The organism is Paenarthrobacter sp. 4246 (genome assembly GCF_040546855.1).
Taxonomy (GTDB): domain Bacteria; phylum Actinomycetota; class Actinomycetes; order Actinomycetales; family Micrococcaceae; genus Arthrobacter.
The window spans coordinates 181,260-204,671 of sequence record NZ_JBEPOP010000007.1 but is presented as its reverse complement, the minus strand read 5'-3'; the positions used below and the strand labels follow the sequence as shown (position 1 = coordinate 204,671).

Sequence of the window (23,412 nt, the reverse complement as noted above, 5' to 3'; positions counted from 1 at the left end):
GTGAGGCCTGCTCTGCGCGGTATTCGAGCCCGGAAGCGTGTAAAGCGGGCCTCGCAACGCCGGGTGGGTGAGTTGCGAGGCCTGCTCTGCGGGGTATTCGAGCCCGGAAGCGTGTAAAGCGGGCCTCTCAACGGGAGCCGACCTGCCCCGATGCAAGGCTCCGCGCCGATCACTGCTAGACTGGGAACACTTGATGTGCGGTGACGCCCTAAAGCAGGTGGCCTGAAAGGCTGCGCGGCGGGGCATTTTTCATGTGAGAGGCACATCCTGCGTCGATGAACGCGTTCTATTTGGTCCCGGCCACCGCTGTTGAAGCGAATCGGTAGACCACCTGACTTTTCCTCGGCGAACCCCTGGCCCAACCGGCGTCGGGGGCCGTTGTCCGCAACTGGACACCGCCCGAAAGACATGAAGTTTATGACTACTTTTGCTGCCCTTGGCACGCCCAAGCCCATTGCTGAGTCTCTTGCCGCAGATGGCATCGAAGAGGCATTCCCCATCCAGGTGAAGACCCTCCCGGATACGCTCGCAGGCCGCGACGTCCTGGGTCGGGGCCGCACCGGTTCCGGCAAGACCATCGCTTTCGCCATACCGCTTGTGGCCCGCTTGGCCGAGCGCGAAGCAAAGCACTTCCGCAAGCCGGGACGCCCCATGGGCCTCGTCCTTGCACCGACGCGTGAACTGGCAACCCAGATCAACGCCACCATTGAACCGCTGGCCAAGGCCATGGGCCTGAACACCACGGTTATCTACGGCGGCATCTCCCAGGCACGCCAGGAAAAGGCGCTGCGCGCCGGCGTCGACATCGTCATCGCCTGCCCGGGCCGCCTCGAAGACCTGATCCGCCAGCGCATCCTGACCCTCGAAGCCGTTGAGGTCACCGTGCTGGACGAGGCAGACCACATGGCCGACCTCGGCTTCCTCCCGGTCGTCAAGAAGCTCATGGACATGACCCCCACCCAGGGTCAGCGCCTGCTCTTCTCCGCGACGTTGGATAACGGTGTTGACAAGCTGGTCAACCGTTACCTTTCCAACCCGCTGACGCACTCCGTGGACGATCCCCAGGCCGCTGTCACCACCATGGAACACCACGTCCTGGTGGTCAACGACCAGACCGTCAAGAAGCAGCTCATCGTTGAACTGGCCTCCGGTGCCGGTCGCCGCGTCCTCTTCATGCGGACCAAGCACCACGCCCGCAAGCTTGCCAAGACCCTCACCGATGCCGGCATTCCCGCCGTCGACCTTCACGGCAACCTGTCGCAGAACGCCCGCGACCGTAACCTTGCCGAGTTCTCCAACGGTGACGTCCGCGTCCTGGTGGCCACCGACGTCGCAGCCCGCGGCGTGCACGTTGACGACGTCGAACTCGTCATCCACGTGGACCCGCCCACAGAGCACAAGGCGTACCTGCACCGCTCAGGCCGTACGGCCCGCGCCGGATCCGATGGCACCGTTGTCACCCTGACGCTCCCCGAGCAGCAGAGCGACGTCAAGAAGCTCATGAAGGCTGCCGGCGTTGACGTCAACTTTGAGCGCGTCACGGCCAACTCCCCGTTGGTTGCCGAGCTCGTGGGCGACATCGCGGACAAGGTTGATCCCCGCACCCGTGCGGCACTCCTCGCAGCGAAAGCTCCGCAGGGTGGCGGCACGTCCACCGGCGCCAACGCCCAGCGCAAGCGCGCACGCCGTTCCACTCAGGCTGCTCCCACCGCTGGTGGCCGTGGCGGCCGCAACGGACGCGGCAAGGTCGCGGCTGAACCGGTTCGTACGGACGTCAACCGCGCTGAGCGTCGCGCAGCAATGAACGACGACGTCGCCCGCAGCTCACGTGGTCGCGGCAAGGCAGCTTCCACTCACCGTAACGATGTTCCCGGCTCGCAGGGTCAGAGCGGCCGCAGTGGTCGTCCGGCTACGGGCCAGCGCTCAGCTTCGGCTCCGCGCACGGCGTCCACCACGAGCACCCGCAGCGGTGGAAACAAGGCCGTTTGGTCTTCCGCCACGGGCGCTGCGTCCGGCGGATCCTACGGTTCGGGTGCCTCCGGCAACTCCGGTCGCGGCGGGTCCGGTGCAGGCCGTCCGGCACGCAGCGGCCCGCGTCGTGCTTCGGCTCCCGCGTCCAACGAGCGTCGCGGCCGCTAACCCCCTCGTTGTGAGGCCCGCTTTGCGCGCTTTCCGTAAGGGATAGTGCGCAGAGCAGGCCCCGCAAGTCCAGGTGCCCTCGTTGAGAGGCCCGCTTTGCACGCTTTCCGAAAGGAATGGAGCGCAGAGCAGGCCCCGCAAGTCCAGGCGCTACCAGCCCCGGGCGCGCCACTCCTCAAGGTGTGGCCGTTCGGCGCTGAGTGTTGTGGGCAGTCCATGGCCAGGGTGCACCAGGGTTTCGTCCGGATAGGCGTCGAACAGTCGTTCCGACACGTCGTTCAACAGTGAAGTGAAGCGTGCAGGATCTTTCTGCGTGTTGCCGACGCCTCCCGGAAACAACGAGTCCCCACTGAAAATGTGGGCCGGCCCGTCCGGATCCTGGTACACGAAAGCAATCGAGCCAGGGGTGTGTCCACGCAGGTGGATTGCCGTGATCTCGATGTCGTCAAACCGCTCAACGTCGCCGTGACCAAGCCGGACATCCACCGGAACAGGCAACGCATCGGCGTCGTCCGCTCCTGCGGAAGTGCTGGCACCGGTAACGGCGACCAGCTCCTTCAGCGCCCGGACGTGGTCCCAGTGCTGGTGGGTGGTGGCAATCCGGACCAGTTTCGGCTTCGTGGCCGTGTCCGCGGCACTGTCCTCGAGAAGCTGCTGAATGGCCGGAAGGTCGTCGGCGGCGTCGATCAACAACTGCGCACCCGTGGACTTCGAGGTCAACAGGTACACGTTGTTGTTCATCTCGCTGACGGAGATGCTGCGAATGGTGACGTCACGCAATGAGTGAATAAGCGAATCCATCGTGCCAGTCTATGCAGTTGCCGGGTTGGCTTCGCGGCCCTGTGACACCCAGTTGGGGTCGGCCGATCGTGAACCCACGACGGCGGCCGCGGCCTGGTCGAGCACCTCAAGTTGTGCTGTTCCCAGTTGCAGGGACAGTGCCCCCAGGTTCTCGTCGATCCGGTGCGTTTTGCGCGTGCCGGGGATGGGAACCACGGAAATCCCAAGGCGCTGACCTTGGGCGAACAGCCAAGCCAGGGCTACCTGGGCCGGAGTTGCATCCAGCCCGCTGGCTACCTCGCGAACCGCGGCCACCACGGCCTGGTTCGCATCAAGTGCCTCGCCACCAAAACGGGGGATCTTGTGGCGGAAATCGTTCTCGCCCAGATCGCCCGCGCTGACGGTTCCTGTAAGGAAGCCACGGCCCAGCGGCGAATACGGCACGAACCCCACGCCAAGTTCCTTGGCTGCAGGAACAACGTTGAGTTCAACATCCCTGCTCCAGATTGACCATTCACTCTGGACCGCGGCAATGGGATGGACGGCGTTGGCCTGCCTGAGCTCCTCGGCTGTCACTTCAGACAAACCGAGGTGCCGGACCTTGCCCTCTCGGACCAGCTCCGCCATGGCCTCCACGGTTTCCACTATCGGAACGCGGAGGTCACGGCGGTGCATGTAGTAGAGGTCAATCACATCAGTGTCCAAGCGGCGGAGGCTCGCTTCCGCCGCTTGCCTGATGTAGGGCGCATCCCCGCGGACTCCCGTGTACCCGTCCGCGGGGTTGCCCTCAATTCCAAACTTCGTGGCCACCTGGATTTCGTCGCGGCGCTCCTTCAGGAGCCTGCCCACGAGTTCCTCGCTGCTGCCGGCACCGTATACATCTGCGGTGTCGATGAACGTGATGCCTGCGTCCACCGCATGCCTCAGTGTTTGCAGGCCTTCCTCGGGATCAATTCCGCCATAGACCGGGGTCAGGGCCATTCCGCCAAAGCCGAGGGGGCTGACCGTGAGGCCGTCGCCGAGCTGAACTGCAGTCATGAACTTCTCCAATGCGCGTAGGTGTTCCAGAGGGCCCTTTGTTGGCATGAACTCTGTGGACGCGGCGGGTATTCCTGCGGGGTCCACCGATATGGAGCTTTGGCCGTGGACGCGGTGGGTATTCCTGCTGGGTTCCCTGACATGGACCCTGGCCGTGTCCGCGGTGTTGCCCTGCCCGATTCGATGGCTTGCTGCGCATTCGATGGTAGGAGACGTCTAATGCGCAGCAAGCCATCGAAATGGGCCAGCGCCCACCGCGGGGTGTTGGCTACTCGGCTTGGGCTGCAGCCTTATCGGCAGGCAAGGCCTTCAAACCGGCAGCACAGCCCACGATTCCCGCGATGAAGAGCAGCTTCAGCGGGCTCGCAGACTCCACGCCCGTGATCATGGCCCAGCCGACAGTGAGTGCTGCACCGATGCCCACCCATATCGCGTAGGCAGTGCCCAGGGGGATTCGCTTCACCGCGATGCCCAGCCCCAGCATGCTCAACACCGCAGTAATGATGAAGACCACGGTTGGCGTGAGCTGCGTGAAGCCGTTGGACAGGCCCAAAGCGGTGGCCCAGACAGCTTCCAGCAGTGCTGAAGCCAAGAGAATGATCCAGAAGATTCCGTTGCCGGCGTCCTTGGTGTTCTTGGTGTTCGCAGTCATGGCTATGCCACCACCTTCAGGCCGACCACACATGCGCCGATGCCGGCAAGCAAAAGCAGCCGGGCCGTCGTCGCACGTTCAACCTTGGTGGCCATTGCGTACGTTGCGGTCAATACGACGCCGACGCCAACCCACACCGCATAAGCCGTGCCCGTGGGGATGGACTGCATCGCGATGGCGAGTCCGGCCATGCTGGCGATGACAGACACCAGGAAGACGACGGTCGGAACGGGTTTACGGAAGCCCTTGGACCGGTGGAGCGCTGCGGCCCAGACGGCCTCGAGTGCTCCGGAAAGAATGAGAATTATCCACGACATGACATTTCCTTTGGCCAGTCTTGTCGCATTCCGGGTACTGAACCGTCGTCCGGAGGTTCCAGAGCGGAACCTTCAATTCAGGCTAGCAACTCCCGTGCGGGGTGGCCACTTCTGGTGGTTAACGTCACCACCTCAGGCGTGGGACTCCACATGGTCGATCGAGATCACGGCGATGAAACCGCGGCCCGAGATTTCCGGGCTCCGGATATCGGAGCCGACCACGGCGTCGTACCGTGACAGCTCAACAGGTTCGACCGCGCTGGGTGCCGGGGAGTCGCCGTCGGACTCTTCCTCCACAGCTGTGCCGGGCGCAACGGTCGCTTTACCCTCCAACAGGACGGCAAGCTGGCCCTCGAAGACCGGGTGCGCACGCTTCTTGGAAATCTCGACAATGGACGTGTAGCCCTTGAAGGCTCCCGCCCGGGCGATGACATTCAGGTCTCGGATGTTCCCGGTCGGAAGAGTTGCCCCCGACGCAGCCTCGCCCGAGAAACGGAAGGGTCGGTACTTCTCGAGCGGGTGCTCGGATCCGTCCACGGTGAGCAGCAGCAGTTCGCCCTCGATGATGGTGATCACGCGCTCCATGCCCGGGAAGACGGAGAAATCTCCGGCTTTGGAGACGTCGGCGATGCTGACGCGCCAATCCCATGCACCGTCCTGGGCTGAGGCCGCTTTCGGATGGCTGGCGAGTTCACGCGTCACCCCGCCCCCGTTGCGCCACGGTTCAGGATGGATGTCGGCATAGCGGATGATCTCCATCCAACCAGCCTAGTGGTGGACACAGCTTCTGCGTTGGCAATGCGGCTTGCTAACGTCATATGTGGAAAACGTTGCGAGTTTGGCTGGAGGCACGGGAATGTTCGTCAAAGTGTGCGGGTTGAGTACGCCTGAATCCGTCCGTGAAGCCGTCGACGCCGGTGCGGACGCCGTTGGGTTCGTGCTCACGGCCAGCCCGCGCGAAGTCAGCCCGGATCAGGTGCGCATTTTGCTCCCGCTGGTTCCCGAGGGTGTTCGTGCCGTGGGCGTGTTCCGGCACGAGTCCGCGGATGATGCCGTTGCCACGGCCCGGGCCGCGGGCCTTGAGTGGGTCCAGCTCCATGGCCATCGGACTGCCGACGACGTAAAAACAGTGCACGACGCCGGGCTGCGGCTCATCCGTGCCGTCACCATGGGTGCCTCCCAGGCCGAGTTCGCTGATCTGGGCGAGGACGTGTTTCTGGTTGACGCCGCGGTGCCGGGGTCGGGGGAGGCCTGGGACTACGCATCGGTCCGTGCCAAGGGGCTCGACGGCCGCGAGTGGCTGCTCGCCGGTGGACTCGAATCCGGCAACGTAGCCTTCGCAGCAACTGCGGCCGGCGCGTGGGGTGTGGATGTGTCCTCCGGTGTCGAGTCGTCCCGCGGCGTGAAGGACCTGTCCAAGATCCGCGCGTTCGTCGAAGCCGCGAAAGCTTGACGCTCGCTCACTTCCCGCGTGCTTGAGCGGATCGCTCGCTCACTTCCCGCGTGCTTGTCGGTGGCACCCTCTAGACTCGCTCCCAAGAGAACGAATCGCACGGATACCAGGAGTCAAGCAATGAGCACGGAACACTTCACCCTGACCATGAGCCGCGAGTTTGATGCCCCGCGTGAGAAGGTTTTCGACGCCTGGATGGAGCCGGACAAGCTTGCGCAGTGGTTCGGACCCGTGGAAGTGGAAGCTCCCCGCGAGAAAATCATCGTTGAGCCGCGGGTTGGCGGCATCTGGCAGGTGGTCATGGTGTGGTCGGACGAGGACGGCGAGCAGGAAGCCCCCATTGAAGCAGTGATTACGGAGCTGGAAACCCCGGCTCTTCTGGTAGCGAAAGCCAAAGCTGCTCCGGATGCCGATCACGAATTTGAGGAGATGCGCCTGGAATTCGAGGACCTCAACGGCCGTACCCGCATGAACGTCACTCAGGGACCGTTCGAATCCCAGGAGTGGGTGGACATGACCCGCGATGGCTGGGGCACTTCGTTCGACAAGCTGGACGAACTGCTGGCCTGAGCGGCACACAAGCACATCCACAGGTCAGGGAAGAATCAGGGCAGACCCCTAGGCTTTTTGTCAGGCCCACAGGGGAGAATGGGAACTATGAAAACGCTCCTTAACATCATCTGGCTTGTCTTCGGTGGGTTCTGGCTGGCCTTGGGTTACTTCGCGGCGGGCATCATTTGCTGCGTGCTCATCGTGACCATCCCGTGGGGCATCGCTTCGTTCCGGATCGGTGCATACTGCCTATGGCCTTTCGGCCAAATGGTGGTGGAGAAGCCGGGCGGTGCCGGGGTGTTCGCGCTCCTCGGTAACGTGATCTGGCTGCTCGTCGCGGGCATCTGGATCGCGATCGGCCACGTAGTCACTGCGTTTGCCATGGCCATCACCATCATTGGCATCCCGCTGGCCATCGCCAACCTGAAGCTCATCCCGGTCTCCCTGATGCCGTTGGGCAAGCAGATTGTGCCCACCAACCAGCCGTTCGTCAGCACCTACCGCTAGACCGGTGCGCTCCATTTAGACGACTCGCTGCAGGGCAGACGATTCCTACCGTCTACCCTGCCGCGGAGCGTCTAATCGGTGAAGGTTATGCCCTGGAAGGCCCCGTCCCGAAGCAGGGCCACTACCGAACTGGCGTCCAATTCCGCAGCGATGCTGACGTCGTCCGCAAAACCGCCGTCGATCAGTTCGCGTCCGCTGGAACAGCCCCGAAGAATGGCGGCCAGCCGGGGTTCGGCGGCATTGAACGCCGCAGCAGCCGTCTCCGACTCGGGAGACAGGTTGCGATTTCCCGCGGCCGCCAGTCCGGCGATGAACGCACCGGCTCCGAGCTGATCCTCCAACGCCGGCCGCAACGCCCCGTCCGGCCACCTTTCACCCGCCGCGATCACAGCAATCACGGCCTCTGCGGGCAAGGTCGCGTGGACCCAGTCGGCAGTCGCTGCGGCATTCCGGAGCGAAACCGCCACAACCTGACGAGCCGATGACGCAAGCTCGTGGCTGATGGACCCGTTCGGAGAAGGGAGAACCACGCGGTCCAGCACGCGGGCCCGGCGGAGGCTGGACGGCGACAAGCTCAGGCCCTCAGAATCGCGGGGGCCCGCGAGCAAAGCATCATGACGGACCGCGAACTCGCTGGCCGACGCGTCATGCCATGGGTAGGGAAACACCATCGCCCCGCGGTCCACCGCAACATTCACGCATGTGGTGAACGACAGGACGTCAACCACCACCGCAAGGTCGGCTCCGGGCACTACAGCCCGGCCGCCGTCGAGCCCCCATTCGAACCTGACCGCGTACGGAAGCTGCCGCTGCGGTGCGCCAGGTTCGCTGACGGAACCGCTCACGCCAGTTCCGCCGAGAGGTTGCGGCGCGCGGCGTCGAGCCAGAGCGCCTTGGCGCGTTCGCCATGGAACAACGGATCAAGTCCCAGAAGATGACGCACGACGGCGGCGCGGCCCTTCGCGAAGTCGGCGTCGCTGACGTGCGCGTAGTCTTCGCGGACGGCGGCCAGATAGCGTGCATAGGCTTGCTCGTCGCCACCGAGGACGGAGAGATCGGCGTCGCAGAGCAGGGCGCCGGCATGGTCACCGGGCTCGGGGGAGTGCGAGGACGTGAGCCGGACCAGCCGCGCCACTTCGGCCACGTCGGCGGCGGAGAGCCCGGCGGCGGTCAGCCGGTCCTCGGCCAACAGGGCTGATTTTTCCTCATCCTGGCCGGCCACGCCTTCATAAACGGCGTCGTGAAACCACGCCGCCAAGGAGACGGTCCGTGCAGGCAACGCTGGTTCGGTGAGAACGTCCAAGGCCTCAAGAACAGCCAGGAGGTGGGTGCGGCTGTGATACTTCCGGCCGTCCTCGCCCCACCGTTCCAGGAGTTCCAGGCCCAACTCCTCGTAGCCGGGAAAGATGCTGTTCCATCGCTCCATCAGAGGGACCGTCAAGGCTTTGCTCCGTTCGCGCGCAGGAATCCGCAGCCCGCTGGCAATGAGTTTACGGACCAGGATCCGAGCCTCAACGGGGATGGCGCCGGCGAGGACCAGGTCGTCGTACCGCCGTTCGGGAACGTCGTAGTGGTCCCCGTCGAAGGCCCTCTCCGGAACCCCGGCAGCGGTCGCGAAAGCATGAAGCTCATCCAGCGATGAATCCGATACCAGATGCGAAAAAACGGTCCCGTGCGCTGGCCACAAGGGCGGATCGATGTAGACGGCCATTGCCAAAGTGTAGTCCCAAGCGATCCTTCCCAGTTGCCGGCCGTCGGGACGTCTACCGCCGTGCTGCCGCCCCGGAAATTCGGGCTTCACTGCCCGTACTGTTCACGGCAACTGGGAAGGAGCCTAGGGGAATATCAGCGCTCGGCGGGCAGGATGTTCTGGTTGCCGCGGAACACGTTGTCTGGATCGAACTGGCCTTTCACCTTGGACAGCCGCCGGTAGTTTTGTTCGCCGTAGGCAGCCATGATGCGGTCCTGGCCTTCGTCGCCGATGAAGTTCAGCCATACTCCGCCCGTGGTGTGGGGAGCGATGTCTTGCCTGAATTGCTTCACCCACGCTTTGGCCTCTTGACCGCCCTCCCTTGTTTCGGACAGGCCGAAAGGATGGCTGACCCATGCTGCGCCGCGGTGTTGCAGCGGTGTGTTCGCCGCAGCGGACCCAGCCACTGCTCCGCCCCAACGTGCCACCAACTGCTGGGAATTCGGTCCCGGAAGGCGTTGGGCAGAGTCCACCAGCACGTCCAGGGCGTCGTCAGAGAGTTCGTTGTGATAGTCCGCGCTCCAGTAGTTGTAGTGGTCCGGGGGGTCATCGATCATGCACTGGAAGTCGGCGTAACCCATGGGTGACACCAGATCAACACTCGGACCGAGTTCCTTGAACGGTTTGGCGTGTTCCTCGCCTGCCTCGACATCGCCGGCATGGATGTAGGCCATGCCGACGGCGAGTTTGCCCACCATGTCCTCCGGGACGAACTCTTCCGGTGGAGCGGTGAGATACACGAGCGCTGTTCCTACGGCGTCGGGCGCGTCAAGGGCGAGTTGGCGGTAGGCCCGGGACAAATCCGTGGCATCCTCACCAGGAAACAGCATCAGGCCGGCCATCACGGTGGGGCCGACGTCGTGCAGTTTGAAGGTCAGGGACGTTGCCACTCCGAAGTTCCCGCCTCCGCCGTGGAGTGCCCAGAACAACTCGGGATTTTCGCCCGGGCTGGCAGTCACCCGATCTCCGGACGCTGTGACCAGGTCCACCGAAAGCAGGTTGTCGCATGCGAAGCCGTAGGACCGCTCCAGCCACCCCGACCCCCCGCCCAACGTGAAGCCGGAGACACCCGTGGTGGACGCGCGCCCGCCGGTCACTGCCAAGCCATACTGTTGGGTTGCGCGGTCGAACTCGCCCCACGTGAGCCCGGCACCCGCTGTGGCGGTCTTCGCCTCCGTGTTGACGCTGATGGACTTCATGGGGCGTACATCCACCACCAACCCGCCATCATTGGTGGACATGCCCGCCACCGAATGCCCGCCTGAACGAACCGCGACGTCCAGATTGTGGTTGTGCGCGTAATTGAGTGCCTCAGCAACCTCGCCGGGATCAGAACATTTGGCGATCACGGCCGGCCTGCGGTCGATCATCGCGTTGAAGAGTTTCCGGGCCTCGTCATAGGTGGGGTTGTCCGGACGAATCCATTCCATGGGACGCTCCTTCGCGCCTGAGACTCTCTCCCTAGAACAGGGTACGGCTGCGGGTCCTTTGGTGCTAGAGCAAGGCCTTTGCCCGGGCCGAGGCATCGCTTCGGATTTGTTTGACCGCGGCCACTTCGGTCTCCAACTCCTTCATCCGCGTGGTCAGGTATTTATCCAGAACGGTGGTCAGCTTGGCATCGAAGTTAGTGTCCGCGCGGCAGGTGGCATCGGTGACGGCGATCTTGAGTTCCTTCTGGCCTCCGGCATCCAAGCCGGCCGAAGCGGCCTCACCCGGGAGGCTGTAAGGGAAGGCCGTGATGGACATGCAGTTTTTCCAAGCGTCCACCGCACTCTGGATGTCGGCATCCGCAGCCGCAGCGTTCGTGGCAACCAATAAAGAGTTGAACGCCAAGCCGGTGGCGCGCATGTAGTCATTGGCATTGCCGTAGATGGCTGTGATGCCCTCGGCCGTGCATCCTCCCCACTGCATGCCCAACCCCTCAGAAGACTCGACCACATTTTGCTCCGAGGGCCCGCCGCCATTCAATGCGGCCTGGAAGGCAGGATCGGCAAGGAGCTTTCCCACTTCGGAGTTCGTGGCAGGCTCCCCCGGCCCCTGGGGCTTGAAGGTGGCGTAGCCGGAAGCGCGGGCAGTTTCAACGGTGAGTGTGGTGAAGCCGATGTGGTGTTTGAGATCTACTGACTGCTGTCCTGATGCTGCGGGGGTGTAGTCATAGCCCGCTTTGGCCATGCACCTCCGGACAGCCTCCGCCACGCCCCTCTGTGCAATCGCATCCTCGGACGCGAACTGCTCAGCGGCCAAGGTGATGCCGGAGACCGGACGCTCGGCAGGCTTGGTCAGCATGGAGGAAACTCCAGGTGTGGCAGCTGCGGCCAACGTAGCGGCTGCACCGGCGGCAAGAATCAGTGCCCCAATAGTCTTCTTCTTCACTGTTTCTCCTTCGTGACGAATTATCGTCCGTTTTTGGCAATGCGGTGGCCGGCCCCAGTAGTCCCGGGGCATTCGGTAAGGCAGTTAGAGCTAGTCGAGCAGCCTGTTCTGGTAGGCAAATGCCACCAGTTGGATGCGGTTCTTGAGGGTGAGCTTGGAGAGAATGCTGCCGATATGGGTCTTGACGGTGGCATCACTGAGCACCAGCGACGCCGCGATCTCCCCGTTGGCGAGGCCCTTGGCAGCCAGCATGAATACATCGCGCTCGCGCGCGGACAGCGGTTCCAGGACTGACGAATTGGCGGCCGAAGGGGTCGTGTAGTCGCGGAGCAGTTCATTGGTGGCCGACGGTGCCATGACTGCGTGGCCCGAGTGGACGGTCCGGATGGCTGCCAGCAGGAATTCCGGGGTTGCGTCCTTAGTCAGGAACCCGCCGGCACCGGCCTGAATGGCCCGGACCACTGCCTCATCGTGCTGGATGGTGGTGAGCACAATGACCTTTGTCCTACCCGGGCCGTCCGTGATTCGCCGGGTGGCCGTGATGCCGTCCATCACCGGCATCCGGATATCCATCAGCATCACGTCCGGTCCGACGTCCGCCGCGAGGGCAACGGCCTGCTCGCCGTCCGTCGCCTCTCCCACCAGATCCAGGTCCGGTTGGCTGCGAAGGATCATCTTCAGGCCTGCGCTGAACAGGGGCTGGTCGTCCACCAGCGCTACTCGGATCTTTGCCTCACTCACGGCAGGGTCGCCTCCACTTCGAAGAGTTGGCCGTCGGTGACCGTTGTCAGGTAGCCGCCTGCCGCCGTCGCGCGTTCACGCATGCCGGGGATGCCGCGGCCGGTTCCCGACGGCGGTACGTCCGTACCGCCGTCGGCCAGTTTTGAGCGGATCGTCAGCCGCAGGCCGGTGGCGTCACGATCCGCCATCACGGTGGCGCCCGCGCTGCGATCTCCGTGTTTGAAGGCATTTGTCAGGCTCTCCTGCACAATCCTGTACACGGTGAGGTCCTCCACGGGCGAGAGCCCTTCCAGGCCGCCGGTGTGAAGTTCCACGGGCATGCCGCTGCTGTGAAGCCGTTGCGCGAGGGCCGGCAGGTCTGCTGCTCCGGGGGCAGGGCCGTCAAGCTCGGAGCCGAAGCTCTGCACCAGCCGCCGCGTCTCCTGCAATGCACTCCTGGCTGACGACGCGATGATGCCGGCCGCTTCCTCCACTGACTCCGGCTCGGTCCTGTGGACGTAGCGGATACCCTCGGCCTGCGCGGTAATCACGGCCAGCGAGTGTGCAAGGACGTCATGCAGTTCCCGGGCAATCCGGTTGCGCTCCTGCTCAACTATCAAAGCGACGGACGTCGATTCGAGGCGCGATTCTGCCTGTTCCTTGGCCTGCCGGTTGGCGGCAGCCTGCTGCACAGTAGTTGCCGCCGCCCACCCCGCAAGGTTGAGGGCTGTGAAGGATGCAAAAACCAGGAAGGCATACAAGGCGATCCGGAAAGTACCCGCTTCGGCGAGTTGCTTGCCGAACACGAAATTGATCCAGCTGGTGTCAGCGAACCAGTTCACAGCCACCATCCCGGCGGCGGCAACAGCGGCGACAGGAAGCGGCCACCGTTGCGGTTCCCTCCAGCCCAGGCTTGCGAAGAAGACAAGGACTGGAAGCATGACGAACTGGGTTGCGCCGGTCACCATTACGCTCGGGAAGACGCCGAATGCCTGGAGTCCCAATGCTGCGAACGCGAAGATGAAGGCCGGAACCGGAATCAGCTCCGCTGTGGCCACCGCTGCCGTCAGCGCAAACAGGACAGCGCTCGCAGCATCGAAGCCGTGCTCGTCGAGGATCATCAGCGCCACGAGCATGGCAGCGGCAACGATCGGCGCGGCTGCGGGGCGAAGGGCTTGGATGCTCGTGGACATGTCCTCAACACTAGGGTGCGCGGACCCGGCGTCGGCGCCGTTTCGGTCGGTTTCACCCGGAAGGTGGAGCAAGTTCGTCCGAGGTGCTGAGGTTCCCTGCACGACGGCGGCCGCGCACCGAATCGCGCTTGGCAAGAACCATTGGTCACATTTCGTTTGCGTTGAAAACATGGCATCCAACACGCAAATACGGAACTAGACTCATTCCATGCCGCAAATACGAATCTCGGAGGCCGCTCGCTTTCTGGGTGTCAGCGACGACACCGTGAGGCGCTGGACGGAAAACGGAACGCTGACCGCCCAGAAGGACCCGGCCGGGCGCCTGGCAGTGGACGGACTTGAACTCGCAACGCTTGCCCGCGAGCAATCCCACCTTCCCGACGATCCCTCCCGGACAGGAAGCTCGGCCCGGAACCGGTTCGTTGGCTTGGTCACGGGGATCACCGCGGACAAGGTCATGGCGCAAGTGGAGCTTCAATGCGGGCCCTTCCGCGTGGTGTCACTCATGAGCAGTGAAGCCGTAGCGGAGCTCGGCCTGGAGCTTGGTTCGGTGGCGACCGCCGTGGTCAAGGCCACCACGGTCATCATCGAAACTCCTCAGGGAAAGAGCATCATATGAGGATCACCCGTAAGCCCCTAGCACTGCTGCTTGCAGGAGTCCTTTCTGCCAGCCTGGCAGGCTGCGCTTCAAGCACCCCGGAACCTTCCACCGGCAGTGCCACGTCAGGTCAGCTCTCCGGAACGGTCACAGTCTTTGCCGCTGCCTCGCTCAAATCCACGTTCACGCAGCTGGCCAAGGACTTCGAAGCCAAGAACGCGGGCACCAAGGTGAATCTGAGTTTCGCCGGCTCCTCCGACCTGGTCACGCAGATCACTCAAGGCGCCCCCGCTGACGTTTTCGCCTCAGCCGACACCAAGAACATGACCAAGCTCGTCGATGCCCAACTCGTGGACGGTACGGCGACCAACTTCGCCACCAACGTCCTGGAGATTGCCGTCCCACCCGGCAATCCGGCGTCGATCTCTTCCTTTGCCGACTTGGCCAAACCCGGGGTCAAGGTGGTCACCTGCGCGAGCCAGGTGCCGTGCGGGGCAGCCACGGACGCCATTGAGAGGGCAACCGGGGCCACTTTGAGCCCGGTCAGCGAGGAGTCGTCCGTGACGGATGTCCTGGGTAAGGTGACCTCCCAGGAAGCCGACGCGGGCCTGGTCTACGCCACAGACGTCAAGGGAGCCGGGGACAAGGTCAAGGGCATCCCCTTCCCGGAATCAGACCAAGCCGTCAACACTTACCCCATAGCCACAGTGGGTACCAGCAAGAACAAGGCATTGGCAGCGGCATTCATAGCCATGGTCACCGGCGACGACGGCACGAAGATCCTGGGCGACGCCGGCTTCGGCGCACCGTAGCGGACCGGGAACGTTGATGAGACGAGACACCTCCGGGTACAACGGCATTCCGCGATGGATCCATGCCGTGGCCGCTGTCGGAGGATTACTGGTGGTCCTGCCATTGGTGGCAATGCTGGCCAAGGTCAACTGGCCGCAGTTCATCCCGCTCATCACGTCCGATTCCTCGCTCGCAGCACTGAGCCTGAGCCTGCGAACCTCGGCCGCCAGCACGGTGCTCTGTATCGTGCTGGGTGTTCCTTTGGCGTTGGTACTGGCACGTGGCGACTTTAGGGGTCAGCGGTTGCTCCGGGCGTTTGTCCTCTTGCCGCTGGTGCTGCCGCCCGTCGTCGGGGGCATTGCACTCTTGTACACGTTTGGGCGGCAGGGCCTGCTGGGGAAGTCCCTGGAGGTGGCCGGCATCCAGATTGCATTTTCCACTACCGCGGTGGTCCTTGCCCAGACCTTCGTGGCCCTGCCGTTCCTGGTGGTCAGCCTGGAAGGGGCGCTGCGATCGGCTGGCAACAAATACGAAGCCGTCGCGGCGACGCTGGGCGCCCGGCCCACCACGGTCCTTCGTCGTGTCACGCTGCCGCTGGTCCTGCCGGGGCTCGCATCCGGTGCGGTGTTGTCCTTCGCACGCAGCTTGGGCGAATTCGGAGCTACCCTGACCTTCGCGGGAAGCCTGGAGGGGGTTACCCGCACGTTGCCGTTGGAGATCTACCTGCAACGCGAGACCGATGCCGATGCCGCCGTCGCACTGTCCTTGGTGCTGGTGGCGGTGGCGGTTGCCGTGGTGGGGCTCAGCTACGGCAACCGGCCTCGCAGCAAACCAGTGGAGGTTCAATCGTGAGCTTCGAAGTCCATGCCAGCCTCGCCGCCAGAAATTTCGACATGTCCCTCAGGCTCAGCGACGGCGAGACCGTAGCCATCCTTGGTCCCAACGGGGCCGGGAAGTCGACGCTGTTGGGTGTGATCGCCGGCCTGCTGAGGCCGGATTCCGGCGCGGCAAAGATGGGCACAGCGAAAAACGGTGAACAAGCGTTGTTCAACCTCGACGGCGACACTCGCTTGTGGAGCCCACCGCACCTCAGGGGGACTGCTTTACTGGCCCAGGAAGCGCTCTTGTTTCCCCACCTGAACGCGTTGGATAACGTGGCATTCGGACCGCGCAGTGCCGGGGCTTCCAAGGCCGCGGCACGGGAAACCGCGCGTCATTGGCTCACGGAAGTGGACGCCCTGTCCCTCGCCAATCGAAAACCCGCGCAAATGTCCGGCGGGCAGGCACAGCGTGTGGCAGTCGCCCGAGCCTTGGCCGCAGAGCCGGAACTCCTCCTTCTTGACGAGCCCATGGCCGCGCTGGATATCCACGCGGCTCCCTTGCTGCGCCGCGTGCTCAAAAGGGTGCTGAAAGGCCGGAAAGCCATCATTGTTACGCACGACGTCCTGGATGCCTACATGCTTGCCGATCGCGTCATCGTGGTGGAAAACGGAAGGATCGCCGAGCAGGGCCCTACACGCCAGGTCCTTGAAAGGCCCAGAAGCCATTTCGCAGCTGGCTTGGCAGGGCTTAACCTCGTTGCCGGCACCCTCAGTGAGGAAGGAATTACGACGCCGGATGGCCGGGTTTTCGCCGGCCAGCACGATCCCGGCTGGTCACCCCAGCCCGGCCAGGCAGGCGTGGCTGCGTTCCCGCCGTCGAGCGTTTCCGTTTTTCCCGGTGAGGTGCACGGCAGCCCGCGCAATTCCTTTCCCGTGGTCATCACGGACCTTGAACCGCACGGCGACCAGATCAGGGTGCGCGCAAGTCCGGGGCAATCTGCGCAGGTCCTTTCCGCCGACATCACCCCGGCCGCCTCTGCCGATCTGGGCCTGGTGCCTGGCATGGAGGTGAGGTTCGTGGTCAAGTCCGCGCTGGTCTCCCTGTACCCGGCCTGAAATTCAGTCCCGGTACATCCGCTCGGCATAGGACGGTCCGTAATAGGACTCCAGCTCCTCCAACGGTGTCTCCGGCTGGGTGTAGGCCTTGGACAGGACCGCAATGCTGGGCAGCCCTTCCGGTTCCCAGGTTTCAGGCTGCCACAAGCCGCTGCGCATGAAGGCTTTGCCGCAGTGCGTGAAGACTTCGTCAATGGTGACCACAATGGCAGCGCGGGGTCGGTGTCCCTTGACCACCATGTGATCGAAGAAATCTGCATCCCGGACAATCTGCGCTGTCCCGTTGATCCGCAAGGTGTCCGTCCGGCCGGGGACCACGGACAGAATGCCGACGTTTGGGTTCTCCAGAATGTTGTGGAAACCGAAGGCAAGCTTGTTTCCGGGCCGCTCGGGGATGGCAATGGTCTGGTGGTCCAGGACGTGGATGAAACCTGCGGGGTCCCCTTTGGGAGAAGCGTCCACGCGACCCTGGGCGTCCGTGGTGGACACCACGCAAAAGGGGCTCGCTGCCAACCATTGGCGGTCAAAATCGCTGAGCGATGTACGCACCTTCTTTCGCGTGCGTTCAAGGGGCAGGCCTATGAGTTCTTCGAGTTCGTCCGCGCTTGAAATGGTGTCCATGGCCCCAGCCTACGGGTGCGGGAGCTACCCGATATTCACATAGTCACGGTTTTATCTGGACACGGGTTTCGCCGTGGGCAAACATGGAACCCAGTGGGTCTTAAATCAAACTTGAGCGTAGTAGACTCAACTTTGAAAGCATCGGATCCACTCCAGAAAGGGAGCACTCTTTGGACGTCAAATTCACCACCAAAAGCCAGGAGGCCCTTTCTGCGGCCGCCATGAATGCCTCGACTGCCGGCAACCCGCAGCTTGAGCCCGCACACCTGTTGAAGGCGCTGATGGACCAGCGTGAAGGCGTCGCGGTGGCCCTGCTGCGAGCCACCGGAGCGGACCCTGATGCCGTGAGCGTGCAAGCCAGCTCGGCCATCAAAGCGCTGCCGTCGTCCTCAGGCAGTTCTGTCCAGCAGGCGCAGTTGTCGCGCCAATCCATGCAGGCCATCCAGGCTGCCCAGAACGAGGCCGACAAACTCGGCGACTCCTTCGTCTCCACTGAACATCTGCTGTTGGGACTCTCGGCCGGAAGTGACGCCGTCGGAAAGCTGATGCGCGACGCCGGTGCCTCCCATGAGGCGCTGCTTGCCGCGCTGCCGGGTGTCCGGGGGGACAGGAACGTCAACTCCCCGGACCCGGAGAACACCTTCCAGGCGCTGGAGAAGTTCGGCACCGACCTCACTGCCGTGGCGCGCTCCGGCAAGCTGGATCCGGTCATTGGGCGCGACAGCGAGATCCGTCGTGTTGTCCAGGTCCTGAGCCGCCGCACAAAAAACAACCCCGTCCTCATCGGTGAGCCCGGCGTTGGCAAGACAGCCGTCGTTGAGGGCCTGGCCCAGCGCATGGTGGCCGGTGACGTCCCGGAGAGCCTGCGCGGTAAGACGCTCATCGCCCTGGACCTCGCCTCCATGGTGGCCGGCGCAAAGTATCGCGGCGAGTTCGAGGAGCGTCTGAAGGCCGTCCTTGAGGAGATCAAGAACTCCAACGGCCAGATCGTCACGTTCATCGACGAAATCCACACGGTAGTAGGTGCTGGCGCCACTGGCGAGAGCGCCATGGATGCGGGCAACATGCTCAAACCCATGCTGGCCCGCGGCGAGCTTCGCCTCATCGGGGCCACCACCCTGGATGAGTACCGGGAAAACATTGAGAAGGACCCCGCGCTGGAGCGCCGCTTCCAACAGGTGTACGTGGGCGAGCCCAGCGTGGAGGACACCATCGGTATCCTTCGTGGGCTGAAGGAGCGTTACGAGGCGCACCACAAGGTAGCCATCGCGGACTCCGCGTTGGTGGCCGCGGCTACTCTGTCCAACCGCTATATCTCCGGACGCCAGCTCCCGGACAAGGCCATCGACCTTGTGGATGAGGCCGCGTCCCGCCTGCGCATGGAAATCGATTCCGCGCCGGAGGAGATCGACCAGCTCCGCCGCGCCGTCGACCGTTTGACTATGGAAGAGCTGGCCCTGCAAGGCGAGACCGATCCCGCATCGGTGGAACGGCTGGCTGCCCTCCGCGCGGACAAAGCCGACAAGAACGAGGAACTCAGCGCCTTGAATGCGCGCTGGGAAGCTGAGAAGGCCGGACTCAACCGGGTGGGCGAGCTCAAGGCAAGGATCGACGAACTGCGTTCCGCCGCGGACAAGTCCCAGCGCGAGGGCGACCTCGAATCGGCGTCGCGGATCCTTTACGGCGAGCTGCCCGCACTGGAACGCGAGTTGAGCGCCGCTGCTGAGGAGGAGTCGGCCCGGAGTGACTCCAAGCCCGAACTGATGGTTGCTGAAGACGTGACCGCTGACGATATCGCCGAGGTGATCTCCGCCTGGACGGGGATCCCAGCCGGCCGCATGCTGCAAGGTGAGTCGCAGAAGCTTCTCCATATGGAAGAGGAGCTTGGCAAACGCCTGATCGGGCAGAGCAAGGCTGTGCAGGCTGTGTCCGACGCTGTGCGCCGTGCCCGCGCCGGCATCAGCGATCCCAATCGCCCCACGGGTTCGTTCCTGTTCCTGGGCCCCACCGGCGTAGGTAAGACGGAGCTGGCCAAGGCATTGGCGGACTTCCTCTTTGACGACGAACGCGCCATGATCCGTATCGATATGTCCGAGTACAGCGAGAAGCACTCGGTAGCCCGTCTGGTGGGTGCCCCTCCCGGATACGTGGGCTACGAGGAGGGCGGTCAGTTGACCGAGGCTGTGCGTCGCAGGCCCTATTCCGTGGTGCTGCTGGACGAGGTGGAAAAGGCCCACCCGGAGGTCTTTGACATCCTCCTGCAGGTCCTCGATGACGGGCGCCTCACCGACGGTCAGGGCCGCACCGTGGACTTCCGCAACACCATCCTGGTACTGACGTCCAACTCCGGAAGCCAGTTCCTGGTAGACCCCACCATGGACGCCAAGGCCAAGCGCGAGGCTGTCATGGCTGTGGTGCAGGCATCGTTCAAGCCGGAGTTCCTGAACCGCCTGGACGAGATCGTGCTGTTCGATCCACTCTCCGTGGATGAGCTGGCCCGGATCGTGGAGCTACACGTGGCCGAGCTCAGCAACCGACTCCGGGATCGCCGCTTGAGCCTGGAAGTTTCGGACGGAGCACGTGCATGGTTGGCCATGTCCGGGTTCGATCCCGCCTACGGTGCCCGGCCCCTTCGACGGCTCGTCCAGCGGGAGATCGGAGACCGCCTCGCCAAGGAGATCCTCGCCGGCGAAATCAGCGATGGAGACACCGTGCTGGTAGACACCGCAGCTGACCTGGACGAGCTCACCGTTGAGGGCTTCGAGGCGCTGACCAGCCCCGACGGCGGCGCTCCCGTAGGAACGGGCCTCACGGTCCGCCGGAAGTAAGGTCCGTAGGAAGTACGGCCGGCCCGAAGTGGCCGGACCGGAGCGCAGCCCGCTTAAAGTAGCCCGCAGGATGCAAGTGCAGCCGGCGGGCTACTTCTGCAGGAGGTCTTCCTTGATGGTGTTGCCTGAATCCACCACGATGAAGCAATCGAGGCGTCGGTCGCCCCTGTCCCAACTGGTGGTGCTCGGGTAGACGTTCTGCTGCAGCAGTACGTAATTGTCCGCTGCCGGGGTGAGCTTTGCCACGGCGGCCTTGCACACCTCTCGACCCTTGTCCCGCAGGGCGTTGGTTCCCGGGAAGGAATCGTCGCCCGGGTACACGTGCACCCCAATGAGCTGGGCCGAGTGTTCGGTATCGCAGGCTACTGCGCGTGCCTCGCTGGCGTTGGGATCAAAGTCGGCGAAGCAGTCGCCCACCTGGTAGTCCTTGGAGTTGGCGTCACGGGGGAGTGGACCCGGTGTCGCTGTGGCGCTCGGGGTGGTAACAGCGGCTTCGGGGCGGGTTCCCAACAGATTCAGCAGCACCCAGATCACCACGCCGATGAGTGCGAGTACGCCCACCACGATTCCGCCGATGACCAGTCGCTGCCGCTTGACTGGATCACCGTGGGGTTCCGGAGGCGACTCTTGCCCTGGATAGGGTTGCTGCCCCGGATAAGGCTGGTGTCCGGGATATTCACTGGCGTAGGAAGGCGCCTGCCCACCGGTGGGCGGCAGGGCGGGATCCGGCTGCGACCCTGGGTCGGGCACGAAATCGGGGTCGAGTTCGGGTGCAGGATCCGCCTGGAGTCCCGACGGCGGCGTCAACGGGGCTGCGGGAGGTTGCTCACCAGCGGCGGGCGGAGGGCTTTTGGGCGCAGGCGGCACCCCGTCCTTGTCCTGATCGCGTGGTGAACCATCGCGCGGTGGAGTGTTGTCCTGGCTCATTTCCGGAGTGTGCCTTCCTGCTGTGACGCCGCATTGAGGCAGACTCTACCCAATTTTTGGCCCCCGGGGAGGTGTTTGGCGCTGGTTTTGGCCTGAGTCGGCATGGACGCGGGCCTGTGGTGGCGCACAGGCACTCCTGAAAGCATGTAATCTAGACATACGACAAATTGACCAAACATTCCGGGGCCTCACCGATAGCCAAGGTGACCACCTCCGGTCCAAGTACAAAAGGGGGTCACGCCATGGGGCGCGGCCGTCAAAAGGCAAAAGCTACCAAGCAGGCTCGGGATATTAAGTACTACTCCCCGAACACTGACTATTCGGCACTTGAGCGGGAGCTCACGGGTCCGTCCAGTCGTGTCAAGAGCCACTTCCCCGACGATCCCCCGGAGCCGGACTATTCGGCTTATGAGGACAAGTACGCGGAAGACGACGACGACGAGGTTGACACCCGCCGGATCGGATAGCTGTCGCAACCAACAGGTGCCGTAGGCACTGAGTAGCGCACCGCCGTCGTACTTCAAGGTCAACGCGCATTTTCGGATGCCGTCTATCTTTTGAAAAAGGGCCCTCAGGGCACGTCATTCATTGGCGTACCCTGGGGGCCCTTTTTTGCGTAGGCTGGAGGTTCGAGCGCATCGAAAGGAAAGCCATGCCGGAGGCTGACAGTTACAAACAGGGGACACCATGTTGGGTGGACCTTTCCTCCAACGACATTGACGTTTCCAGGAACTTCTACAGCGACCTCTTTGGATGGGAACTGGATGCCATGGACGCCGGGAACGGCATGACCTACTACATGGCCAAGCTCAAGGGGCGTTACATTGCCGGAATGATGCAGCAGATGCCCGATGCTCCGGAAGGGATGCCATCCTACTGGGCAAATTACCTGGCTGTGGACTCGGCAGATGAAGCGGCGCAGCGTGTGGAAAAGGCTGGAGGAACCCTGCTTTCCCCTCCTGACTCCGTCCCAAACGGTTCAGGGCGTATGTTCTTCGCCACAGATCCCACCGGAGCCCAGATCGGGTTCTGGGAAGCAGGCAACCACCCGGGATCAGGCCTGGTCAATGAACCGGGGACCATGATTTGGAATGAGCTGCAAACAAATGACGTCCCCAAAGCCGTAGCGTTCTACGAGGCTGTGACAGGGTGCACCAGCGAAACTGAACCGGCCGGTGACCTGCAGGAGTACACCAGCCTGCTGGTGGAGGGTCGACGGGTTGCAGGTGCCCTGAAGTTGCCCATTGAGGGGTTGTCGCCGTTCTGGATGACCTACTTCAACGTGGTGGACATCGATGCCACTGTGGATCAGGCCGTTGAGTTGGGCAGCCATGTCATTGCCCCGGCCTTCGACGTGCCGGGAGTGGGTCGCATGGCCGTCCTCATGGATCCTGCCGGGGCGGCATTCAGCATCATGACGGGCCTCACAGCATGACGGCACGGAAACATTACGCCAGTGGTGAGCCGTGCTGGGCTGACCTTCAGACCAGGGATGTGGCCGCGGCCAAGGATTTCTATCAGCAGGTTTTCGGGTGGAGTTTCAAGGACCTTCCCACTCCTGATGGCCGAAGTTACGCTCAAGCATTCGTCAAGGATCAGCTGGTGGCTGTGATCGCACCGCAGAACCCCATGCAGGAGGCTGCGGGAACGCATGGCCAGTGGAACATCTATATCGCCGCCACGGACACTGAAGAAATTGCCGACGACGCCGTTCACGCAGGCGGGAAGCTCCAGTTTGGTCCCGAAGCTGTCGCGGACACGGGGGTCCTGGCGTTCATCGAACCTCCCGGCGGCGGAACCACTGGCGTTTGGCAGGCTGGAACGCACGTAGGAAGTCATTTGTTCAACGAGCCCGGCGCATTGGCGTGGGCTGAACTGTTGACGCCCGAGCCGCAGTCCGCCGTCGCGTTCTTCCAGCAGCTTTTCGGTCATGAGGTGACCGAATACCCCCAGGACGACGGCGGCAGCTACAGCACGCTGATGGTCAAGGGCGACGAAGTGGCTGGCATTGTTCCTGCCGATGAGGGCGACGAGGCTGGTTGGCAGATCTACTTCGGCGTGGCGGACCTGGGTAAAGCCGTGGAAGCGGCAGTCGCAGCCGGGGGAGAGCTCCTGGTGGAGCCGGAGGACAAGCCTGAGACGGGATCGCTGGCCACCATCCAGGATCCGCAGGGCGGAATCCTGAGCCTGATCCAGGTCTAGGAACCCAACTGGGTCGCAGATCTACTGAGATGG

General features: G+C 63.5%; 25 protein-coding genes and 1 riboswitch. Of the genes, 12 read left to right on the top strand and 13 right to left on the bottom strand.

The window, feature by feature from the left end:
- Positions 1-417: 417 nt before the first annotated feature.
- Entirely contained in the window at positions 418-2,139 is a 1,722-nt protein-coding gene (locus ABIE35_RS15085; RefSeq protein WP_354516124.1) for a DEAD/DEAH box helicase, read from the top strand.
- A 150-nt stretch (positions 2,140-2,289) separates the two neighbouring features.
- Here the strand turns inward: ABIE35_RS15085 and ABIE35_RS15080 are convergent, their stop codons facing one another.
- The 5 genes from ABIE35_RS15080 to ABIE35_RS15060 form a co-directional block, all read right to left on the bottom strand.
- Positions 2,290-2,940: an MBL fold metallo-hydrolase gene (locus ABIE35_RS15080; RefSeq protein WP_354516122.1), complete on the bottom strand. Its 651-nt coding sequence runs from the start codon at positions 2,938-2,940 to the stop codon at positions 2,290-2,292.
- A gap of 9 nt (positions 2,941-2,949) precedes the next feature.
- Positions 2,950-3,957 carry an aldo/keto reductase gene (locus tag ABIE35_RS15075; protein ID WP_354516121.1) on the bottom strand — a complete coding sequence of 336 codons (1,008 nt, stop codon included), beginning with the start codon at positions 3,955-3,957 and terminating at the stop codon, positions 2,950-2,952.
- A gap of 268 nt (positions 3,958-4,225) precedes the next feature.
- On the bottom strand, positions 4,226-4,609 hold the full coding sequence (locus ABIE35_RS15070) for a DMT family transporter (protein ID WP_354516119.1): 384 nt from the start codon (positions 4,607-4,609) through the stop codon (positions 4,226-4,228).
- Positions 4,610-4,611: 2 nt separating this feature from the next.
- A complete protein-coding gene (locus tag ABIE35_RS15065; RefSeq protein WP_280623846.1) occupies positions 4,612-4,926 on the bottom strand; it encodes a DMT family transporter in 315 nt (104 codons plus the stop codon).
- A gap of 9 nt (positions 4,927-4,935) precedes the next feature.
- Positions 4,936-5,001: riboswitch (guanidine-III (ykkC-III) riboswitch) on the bottom strand.
- Positions 5,002-5,058: 57 nt separating this feature from the next.
- Positions 5,059-5,685, bottom strand: coding sequence for a HutD/Ves family protein (locus ABIE35_RS15060; RefSeq protein WP_354516117.1), 627 nt, complete (start codon positions 5,683-5,685; stop codon positions 5,059-5,061).
- Positions 5,686-5,782: 97 nt separating this feature from the next.
- On the opposite strand from ABIE35_RS15060, the gene ABIE35_RS15055 reads away from it, so the two are divergent.
- The 3 genes from ABIE35_RS15055 to ABIE35_RS15045 all read left to right on the top strand — a co-directional run bounded on the left by ABIE35_RS15055 (position 5,783) and on the right by ABIE35_RS15045 (position 7,438).
- Entirely contained in the window at positions 5,783-6,379 is a 597-nt protein-coding gene (locus tag ABIE35_RS15055) for a phosphoribosylanthranilate isomerase (protein ID WP_354516115.1), read from the top strand.
- A 120-nt stretch (positions 6,380-6,499) separates the two neighbouring features.
- On the top strand, positions 6,500-6,949 hold the full coding sequence (locus ABIE35_RS15050; protein ID WP_354516113.1) for an SRPBCC family protein: 450 nt from the start codon (positions 6,500-6,502) through the stop codon (positions 6,947-6,949).
- Positions 6,950-7,036: 87 nt separating this feature from the next.
- On the top strand, positions 7,037-7,438 hold the full coding sequence (locus ABIE35_RS15045) for a YccF domain-containing protein (protein ID WP_011776159.1): 402 nt from the start codon (positions 7,037-7,039) through the stop codon (positions 7,436-7,438).
- Between the two features lie 71 nt (positions 7,439-7,509).
- Here the strand turns inward: ABIE35_RS15045 and ABIE35_RS15040 are convergent, their stop codons facing one another.
- The 6 genes from ABIE35_RS15040 to ABIE35_RS15015 form a co-directional block, all read right to left on the bottom strand.
- Positions 7,510-8,283 (bottom strand): 2-phosphosulfolactate phosphatase, encoded by a 774-nt coding sequence (locus ABIE35_RS15040; protein ID WP_354516111.1) that lies wholly within the window; start codon positions 8,281-8,283, stop codon positions 7,510-7,512.
- Positions 8,280-9,149 carry a DUF4031 domain-containing protein gene (locus ABIE35_RS15035; RefSeq protein ID WP_354516109.1) on the bottom strand — a complete coding sequence of 290 codons (870 nt, stop codon included), beginning with the start codon at positions 9,147-9,149 and terminating at the stop codon, positions 8,280-8,282. The genes ABIE35_RS15040 and ABIE35_RS15035 overlap by 4 nt, the downstream gene beginning before the upstream one ends.
- Before the next feature lie 134 nt (positions 9,150-9,283).
- Positions 9,284-10,618 carry an FAD-binding oxidoreductase gene (locus tag ABIE35_RS15030; protein ID WP_354516107.1) on the bottom strand — a complete coding sequence of 445 codons (1,335 nt, stop codon included), beginning with the start codon at positions 10,616-10,618 and terminating at the stop codon, positions 9,284-9,286.
- A gap of 64 nt (positions 10,619-10,682) precedes the next feature.
- Positions 10,683-11,561 carry a hypothetical protein gene (locus ABIE35_RS15025; RefSeq protein WP_354516105.1) on the bottom strand — a complete coding sequence of 293 codons (879 nt, stop codon included), beginning with the start codon at positions 11,559-11,561 and terminating at the stop codon, positions 10,683-10,685.
- A 90-nt stretch (positions 11,562-11,651) separates the two neighbouring features.
- Positions 11,652-12,302 carry a response regulator gene (locus ABIE35_RS15020; RefSeq protein WP_354516103.1) on the bottom strand — a complete coding sequence of 217 codons (651 nt, stop codon included), beginning with the start codon at positions 12,300-12,302 and terminating at the stop codon, positions 11,652-11,654.
- Positions 12,299-13,474: a sensor histidine kinase gene (locus ABIE35_RS15015; protein WP_354516101.1), complete on the bottom strand. Its 1,176-nt coding sequence runs from the start codon at positions 13,472-13,474 to the stop codon at positions 12,299-12,301. Before ABIE35_RS15015 ends, ABIE35_RS15020 begins: the two co-directional genes overlap by 4 nt.
- 208 nt (positions 13,475-13,682) lie before the next feature.
- Between ABIE35_RS15015 and ABIE35_RS15010 the strand changes: the two genes are divergently transcribed.
- From ABIE35_RS15010 to ABIE35_RS14995, 4 genes are read left to right on the top strand one after another with little or no spacing between them, the layout of a single operon-like run.
- A complete protein-coding gene (locus ABIE35_RS15010; RefSeq protein ID WP_354516099.1) occupies positions 13,683-14,093 on the top strand; it encodes a TOBE domain-containing protein in 411 nt (136 codons plus the stop codon).
- On the top strand, positions 14,090-14,884 hold the full coding sequence (gene modA, locus ABIE35_RS15005) for a molybdate ABC transporter substrate-binding protein (protein ID WP_354516097.1): 795 nt from the start codon (positions 14,090-14,092) through the stop codon (positions 14,882-14,884). The genes ABIE35_RS15010 and modA overlap by 4 nt, the downstream gene beginning before the upstream one ends.
- A gap of 16 nt (positions 14,885-14,900) precedes the next feature.
- Positions 14,901-15,716 carry an ABC transporter permease gene (locus tag ABIE35_RS15000; protein WP_354516096.1) on the top strand — a complete coding sequence of 272 codons (816 nt, stop codon included), beginning with the start codon at positions 14,901-14,903 and terminating at the stop codon, positions 15,714-15,716.
- Positions 15,713-16,801, top strand: coding sequence for a sulfate/molybdate ABC transporter ATP-binding protein (locus ABIE35_RS14995; RefSeq protein ID WP_354516095.1), 1,089 nt, complete (start codon positions 15,713-15,715; stop codon positions 16,799-16,801). Before ABIE35_RS15000 ends, ABIE35_RS14995 begins: the two co-directional genes overlap by 4 nt.
- A gap of 3 nt (positions 16,802-16,804) precedes the next feature.
- On the opposite strand, the gene ABIE35_RS14990 is transcribed toward ABIE35_RS14995, so the two are convergent.
- The gene (locus ABIE35_RS14990) at positions 16,805-17,422 is read right to left on the bottom strand and encodes a pyridoxamine 5'-phosphate oxidase family protein (protein WP_354516093.1); all 618 of its coding nucleotides are present in this window, start codon (positions 17,420-17,422) and stop codon (positions 16,805-16,807) included.
- Positions 17,423-17,592: 170 nt separating this feature from the next.
- On the opposite strand from ABIE35_RS14990, the gene clpB reads away from it, so the two are divergent.
- Entirely contained in the window at positions 17,593-20,250 is a 2,658-nt protein-coding gene (gene clpB / locus ABIE35_RS14985; protein WP_354516091.1) for an ATP-dependent chaperone ClpB, read from the top strand.
- 90 nt (positions 20,251-20,340) lie between these two features.
- On the opposite strand, the gene ABIE35_RS14980 is transcribed toward clpB, so the two are convergent.
- On the bottom strand, positions 20,341-21,177 hold the full coding sequence (locus ABIE35_RS14980; protein WP_354516090.1) for a septum formation family protein: 837 nt from the start codon (positions 21,175-21,177) through the stop codon (positions 20,341-20,343).
- 242 nt (positions 21,178-21,419) lie between these two features.
- Here ABIE35_RS14980 and ABIE35_RS14975 point away from each other — a divergent pair, with 242 nt between their 5' ends.
- The 3 genes from ABIE35_RS14975 (at position 21,420) to ABIE35_RS14965 (ending at position 23,379) form a co-directional block, all read left to right on the top strand.
- Complete coding sequence (locus ABIE35_RS14975) at positions 21,420-21,644, top strand: DUF3073 domain-containing protein (RefSeq protein ID WP_011776148.1); 225 nt, start codon at positions 21,420-21,422, stop codon at positions 21,642-21,644.
- Between the two features lie 185 nt (positions 21,645-21,829).
- Positions 21,830-22,612: a VOC family protein gene (locus ABIE35_RS14970; protein ID WP_354516088.1), complete on the top strand. Its 783-nt coding sequence runs from the start codon at positions 21,830-21,832 to the stop codon at positions 22,610-22,612.
- The gene (locus ABIE35_RS14965) at positions 22,609-23,379 is read left to right on the top strand and encodes a VOC family protein (RefSeq protein ID WP_354516086.1); all 771 of its coding nucleotides are present in this window, start codon (positions 22,609-22,611) and stop codon (positions 23,377-23,379) included. Before ABIE35_RS14970 ends, ABIE35_RS14965 begins: the two co-directional genes overlap by 4 nt.
- The last annotated feature ends 33 nt before the right edge of the window (positions 23,380-23,412 follow it).

What these genes read in the sequence shown, in the direction of transcription:
- ABIE35_RS15085 (WP_354516124.1), top strand. Translation starts at nt 418, where the DNA reads ATGACTACTTTTGCTGCCCTTGGCACGCCCAAGCCCATTGCTGAGTCT.
- ABIE35_RS15080 (WP_354516122.1), bottom strand. Translation starts at nt 2,940, where the DNA reads ATGGATTCGCTTATTCACTCATTGCGTGACGTCACCATTCGCAGCATC.
- ABIE35_RS15075 (WP_354516121.1), bottom strand. Translation starts at nt 3,957, where the DNA reads ATGACTGCAGTTCAGCTCGGCGACGGCCTCACGGTCAGCCCCCTCGGC.
- ABIE35_RS15070 (WP_354516119.1), bottom strand. Translation starts at nt 4,609, where the DNA reads ATGACTGCGAACACCAAGAACACCAAGGACGCCGGCAACGGAATCTTC.
- ABIE35_RS15065 (WP_280623846.1), bottom strand. Translation starts at nt 4,926, where the DNA reads ATGTCGTGGATAATTCTCATTCTTTCCGGAGCACTCGAGGCCGTCTGG.
- ABIE35_RS15060 (WP_354516117.1), bottom strand. Translation starts at nt 5,685, where the DNA reads ATGGAGATCATCCGCTATGCCGACATCCATCCTGAACCGTGGCGCAAC.
- ABIE35_RS15055 (WP_354516115.1), top strand. Translation starts at nt 5,783, where the DNA reads ATGTTCGTCAAAGTGTGCGGGTTGAGTACGCCTGAATCCGTCCGTGAA.
- ABIE35_RS15050 (WP_354516113.1), top strand. Translation starts at nt 6,500, where the DNA reads ATGAGCACGGAACACTTCACCCTGACCATGAGCCGCGAGTTTGATGCC.
- ABIE35_RS15045 (WP_011776159.1), top strand. Translation starts at nt 7,037, where the DNA reads ATGAAAACGCTCCTTAACATCATCTGGCTTGTCTTCGGTGGGTTCTGG.
- ABIE35_RS15035 (WP_354516109.1), bottom strand. Translation starts at nt 9,149, where the DNA reads ATGGCCGTCTACATCGATCCGCCCTTGTGGCCAGCGCACGGGACCGTT.
- ABIE35_RS15030 (WP_354516107.1), bottom strand. Translation starts at nt 10,618, where the DNA reads ATGGAATGGATTCGTCCGGACAACCCCACCTATGACGAGGCCCGGAAA.
- ABIE35_RS15015 (WP_354516101.1), bottom strand. Translation starts at nt 13,474, where the DNA reads ATGTCCACGAGCATCCAAGCCCTTCGCCCCGCAGCCGCGCCGATCGTT.
- ABIE35_RS15010 (WP_354516099.1), top strand. Translation starts at nt 13,683, where the DNA reads ATGCCGCAAATACGAATCTCGGAGGCCGCTCGCTTTCTGGGTGTCAGC.
- modA (WP_354516097.1), top strand. Translation starts at nt 14,090, where the DNA reads ATGAGGATCACCCGTAAGCCCCTAGCACTGCTGCTTGCAGGAGTCCTT.
- ABIE35_RS15000 (WP_354516096.1), top strand. Translation starts at nt 14,901, where the DNA reads ATGAGACGAGACACCTCCGGGTACAACGGCATTCCGCGATGGATCCAT.
- ABIE35_RS14990 (WP_354516093.1), bottom strand. Translation starts at nt 17,422, where the DNA reads ATGGACACCATTTCAAGCGCGGACGAACTCGAAGAACTCATAGGCCTG.
- ABIE35_RS14980 (WP_354516090.1), bottom strand. Translation starts at nt 21,177, where the DNA reads ATGAGCCAGGACAACACTCCACCGCGCGATGGTTCACCACGCGATCAG.
- ABIE35_RS14975 (WP_011776148.1), top strand. Translation starts at nt 21,420, where the DNA reads ATGGGGCGCGGCCGTCAAAAGGCAAAAGCTACCAAGCAGGCTCGGGAT.
- ABIE35_RS14970 (WP_354516088.1), top strand. Translation starts at nt 21,830, where the DNA reads ATGCCGGAGGCTGACAGTTACAAACAGGGGACACCATGTTGGGTGGAC.
- ABIE35_RS14965 (WP_354516086.1), top strand. Translation starts at nt 22,609, where the DNA reads ATGACGGCACGGAAACATTACGCCAGTGGTGAGCCGTGCTGGGCTGAC.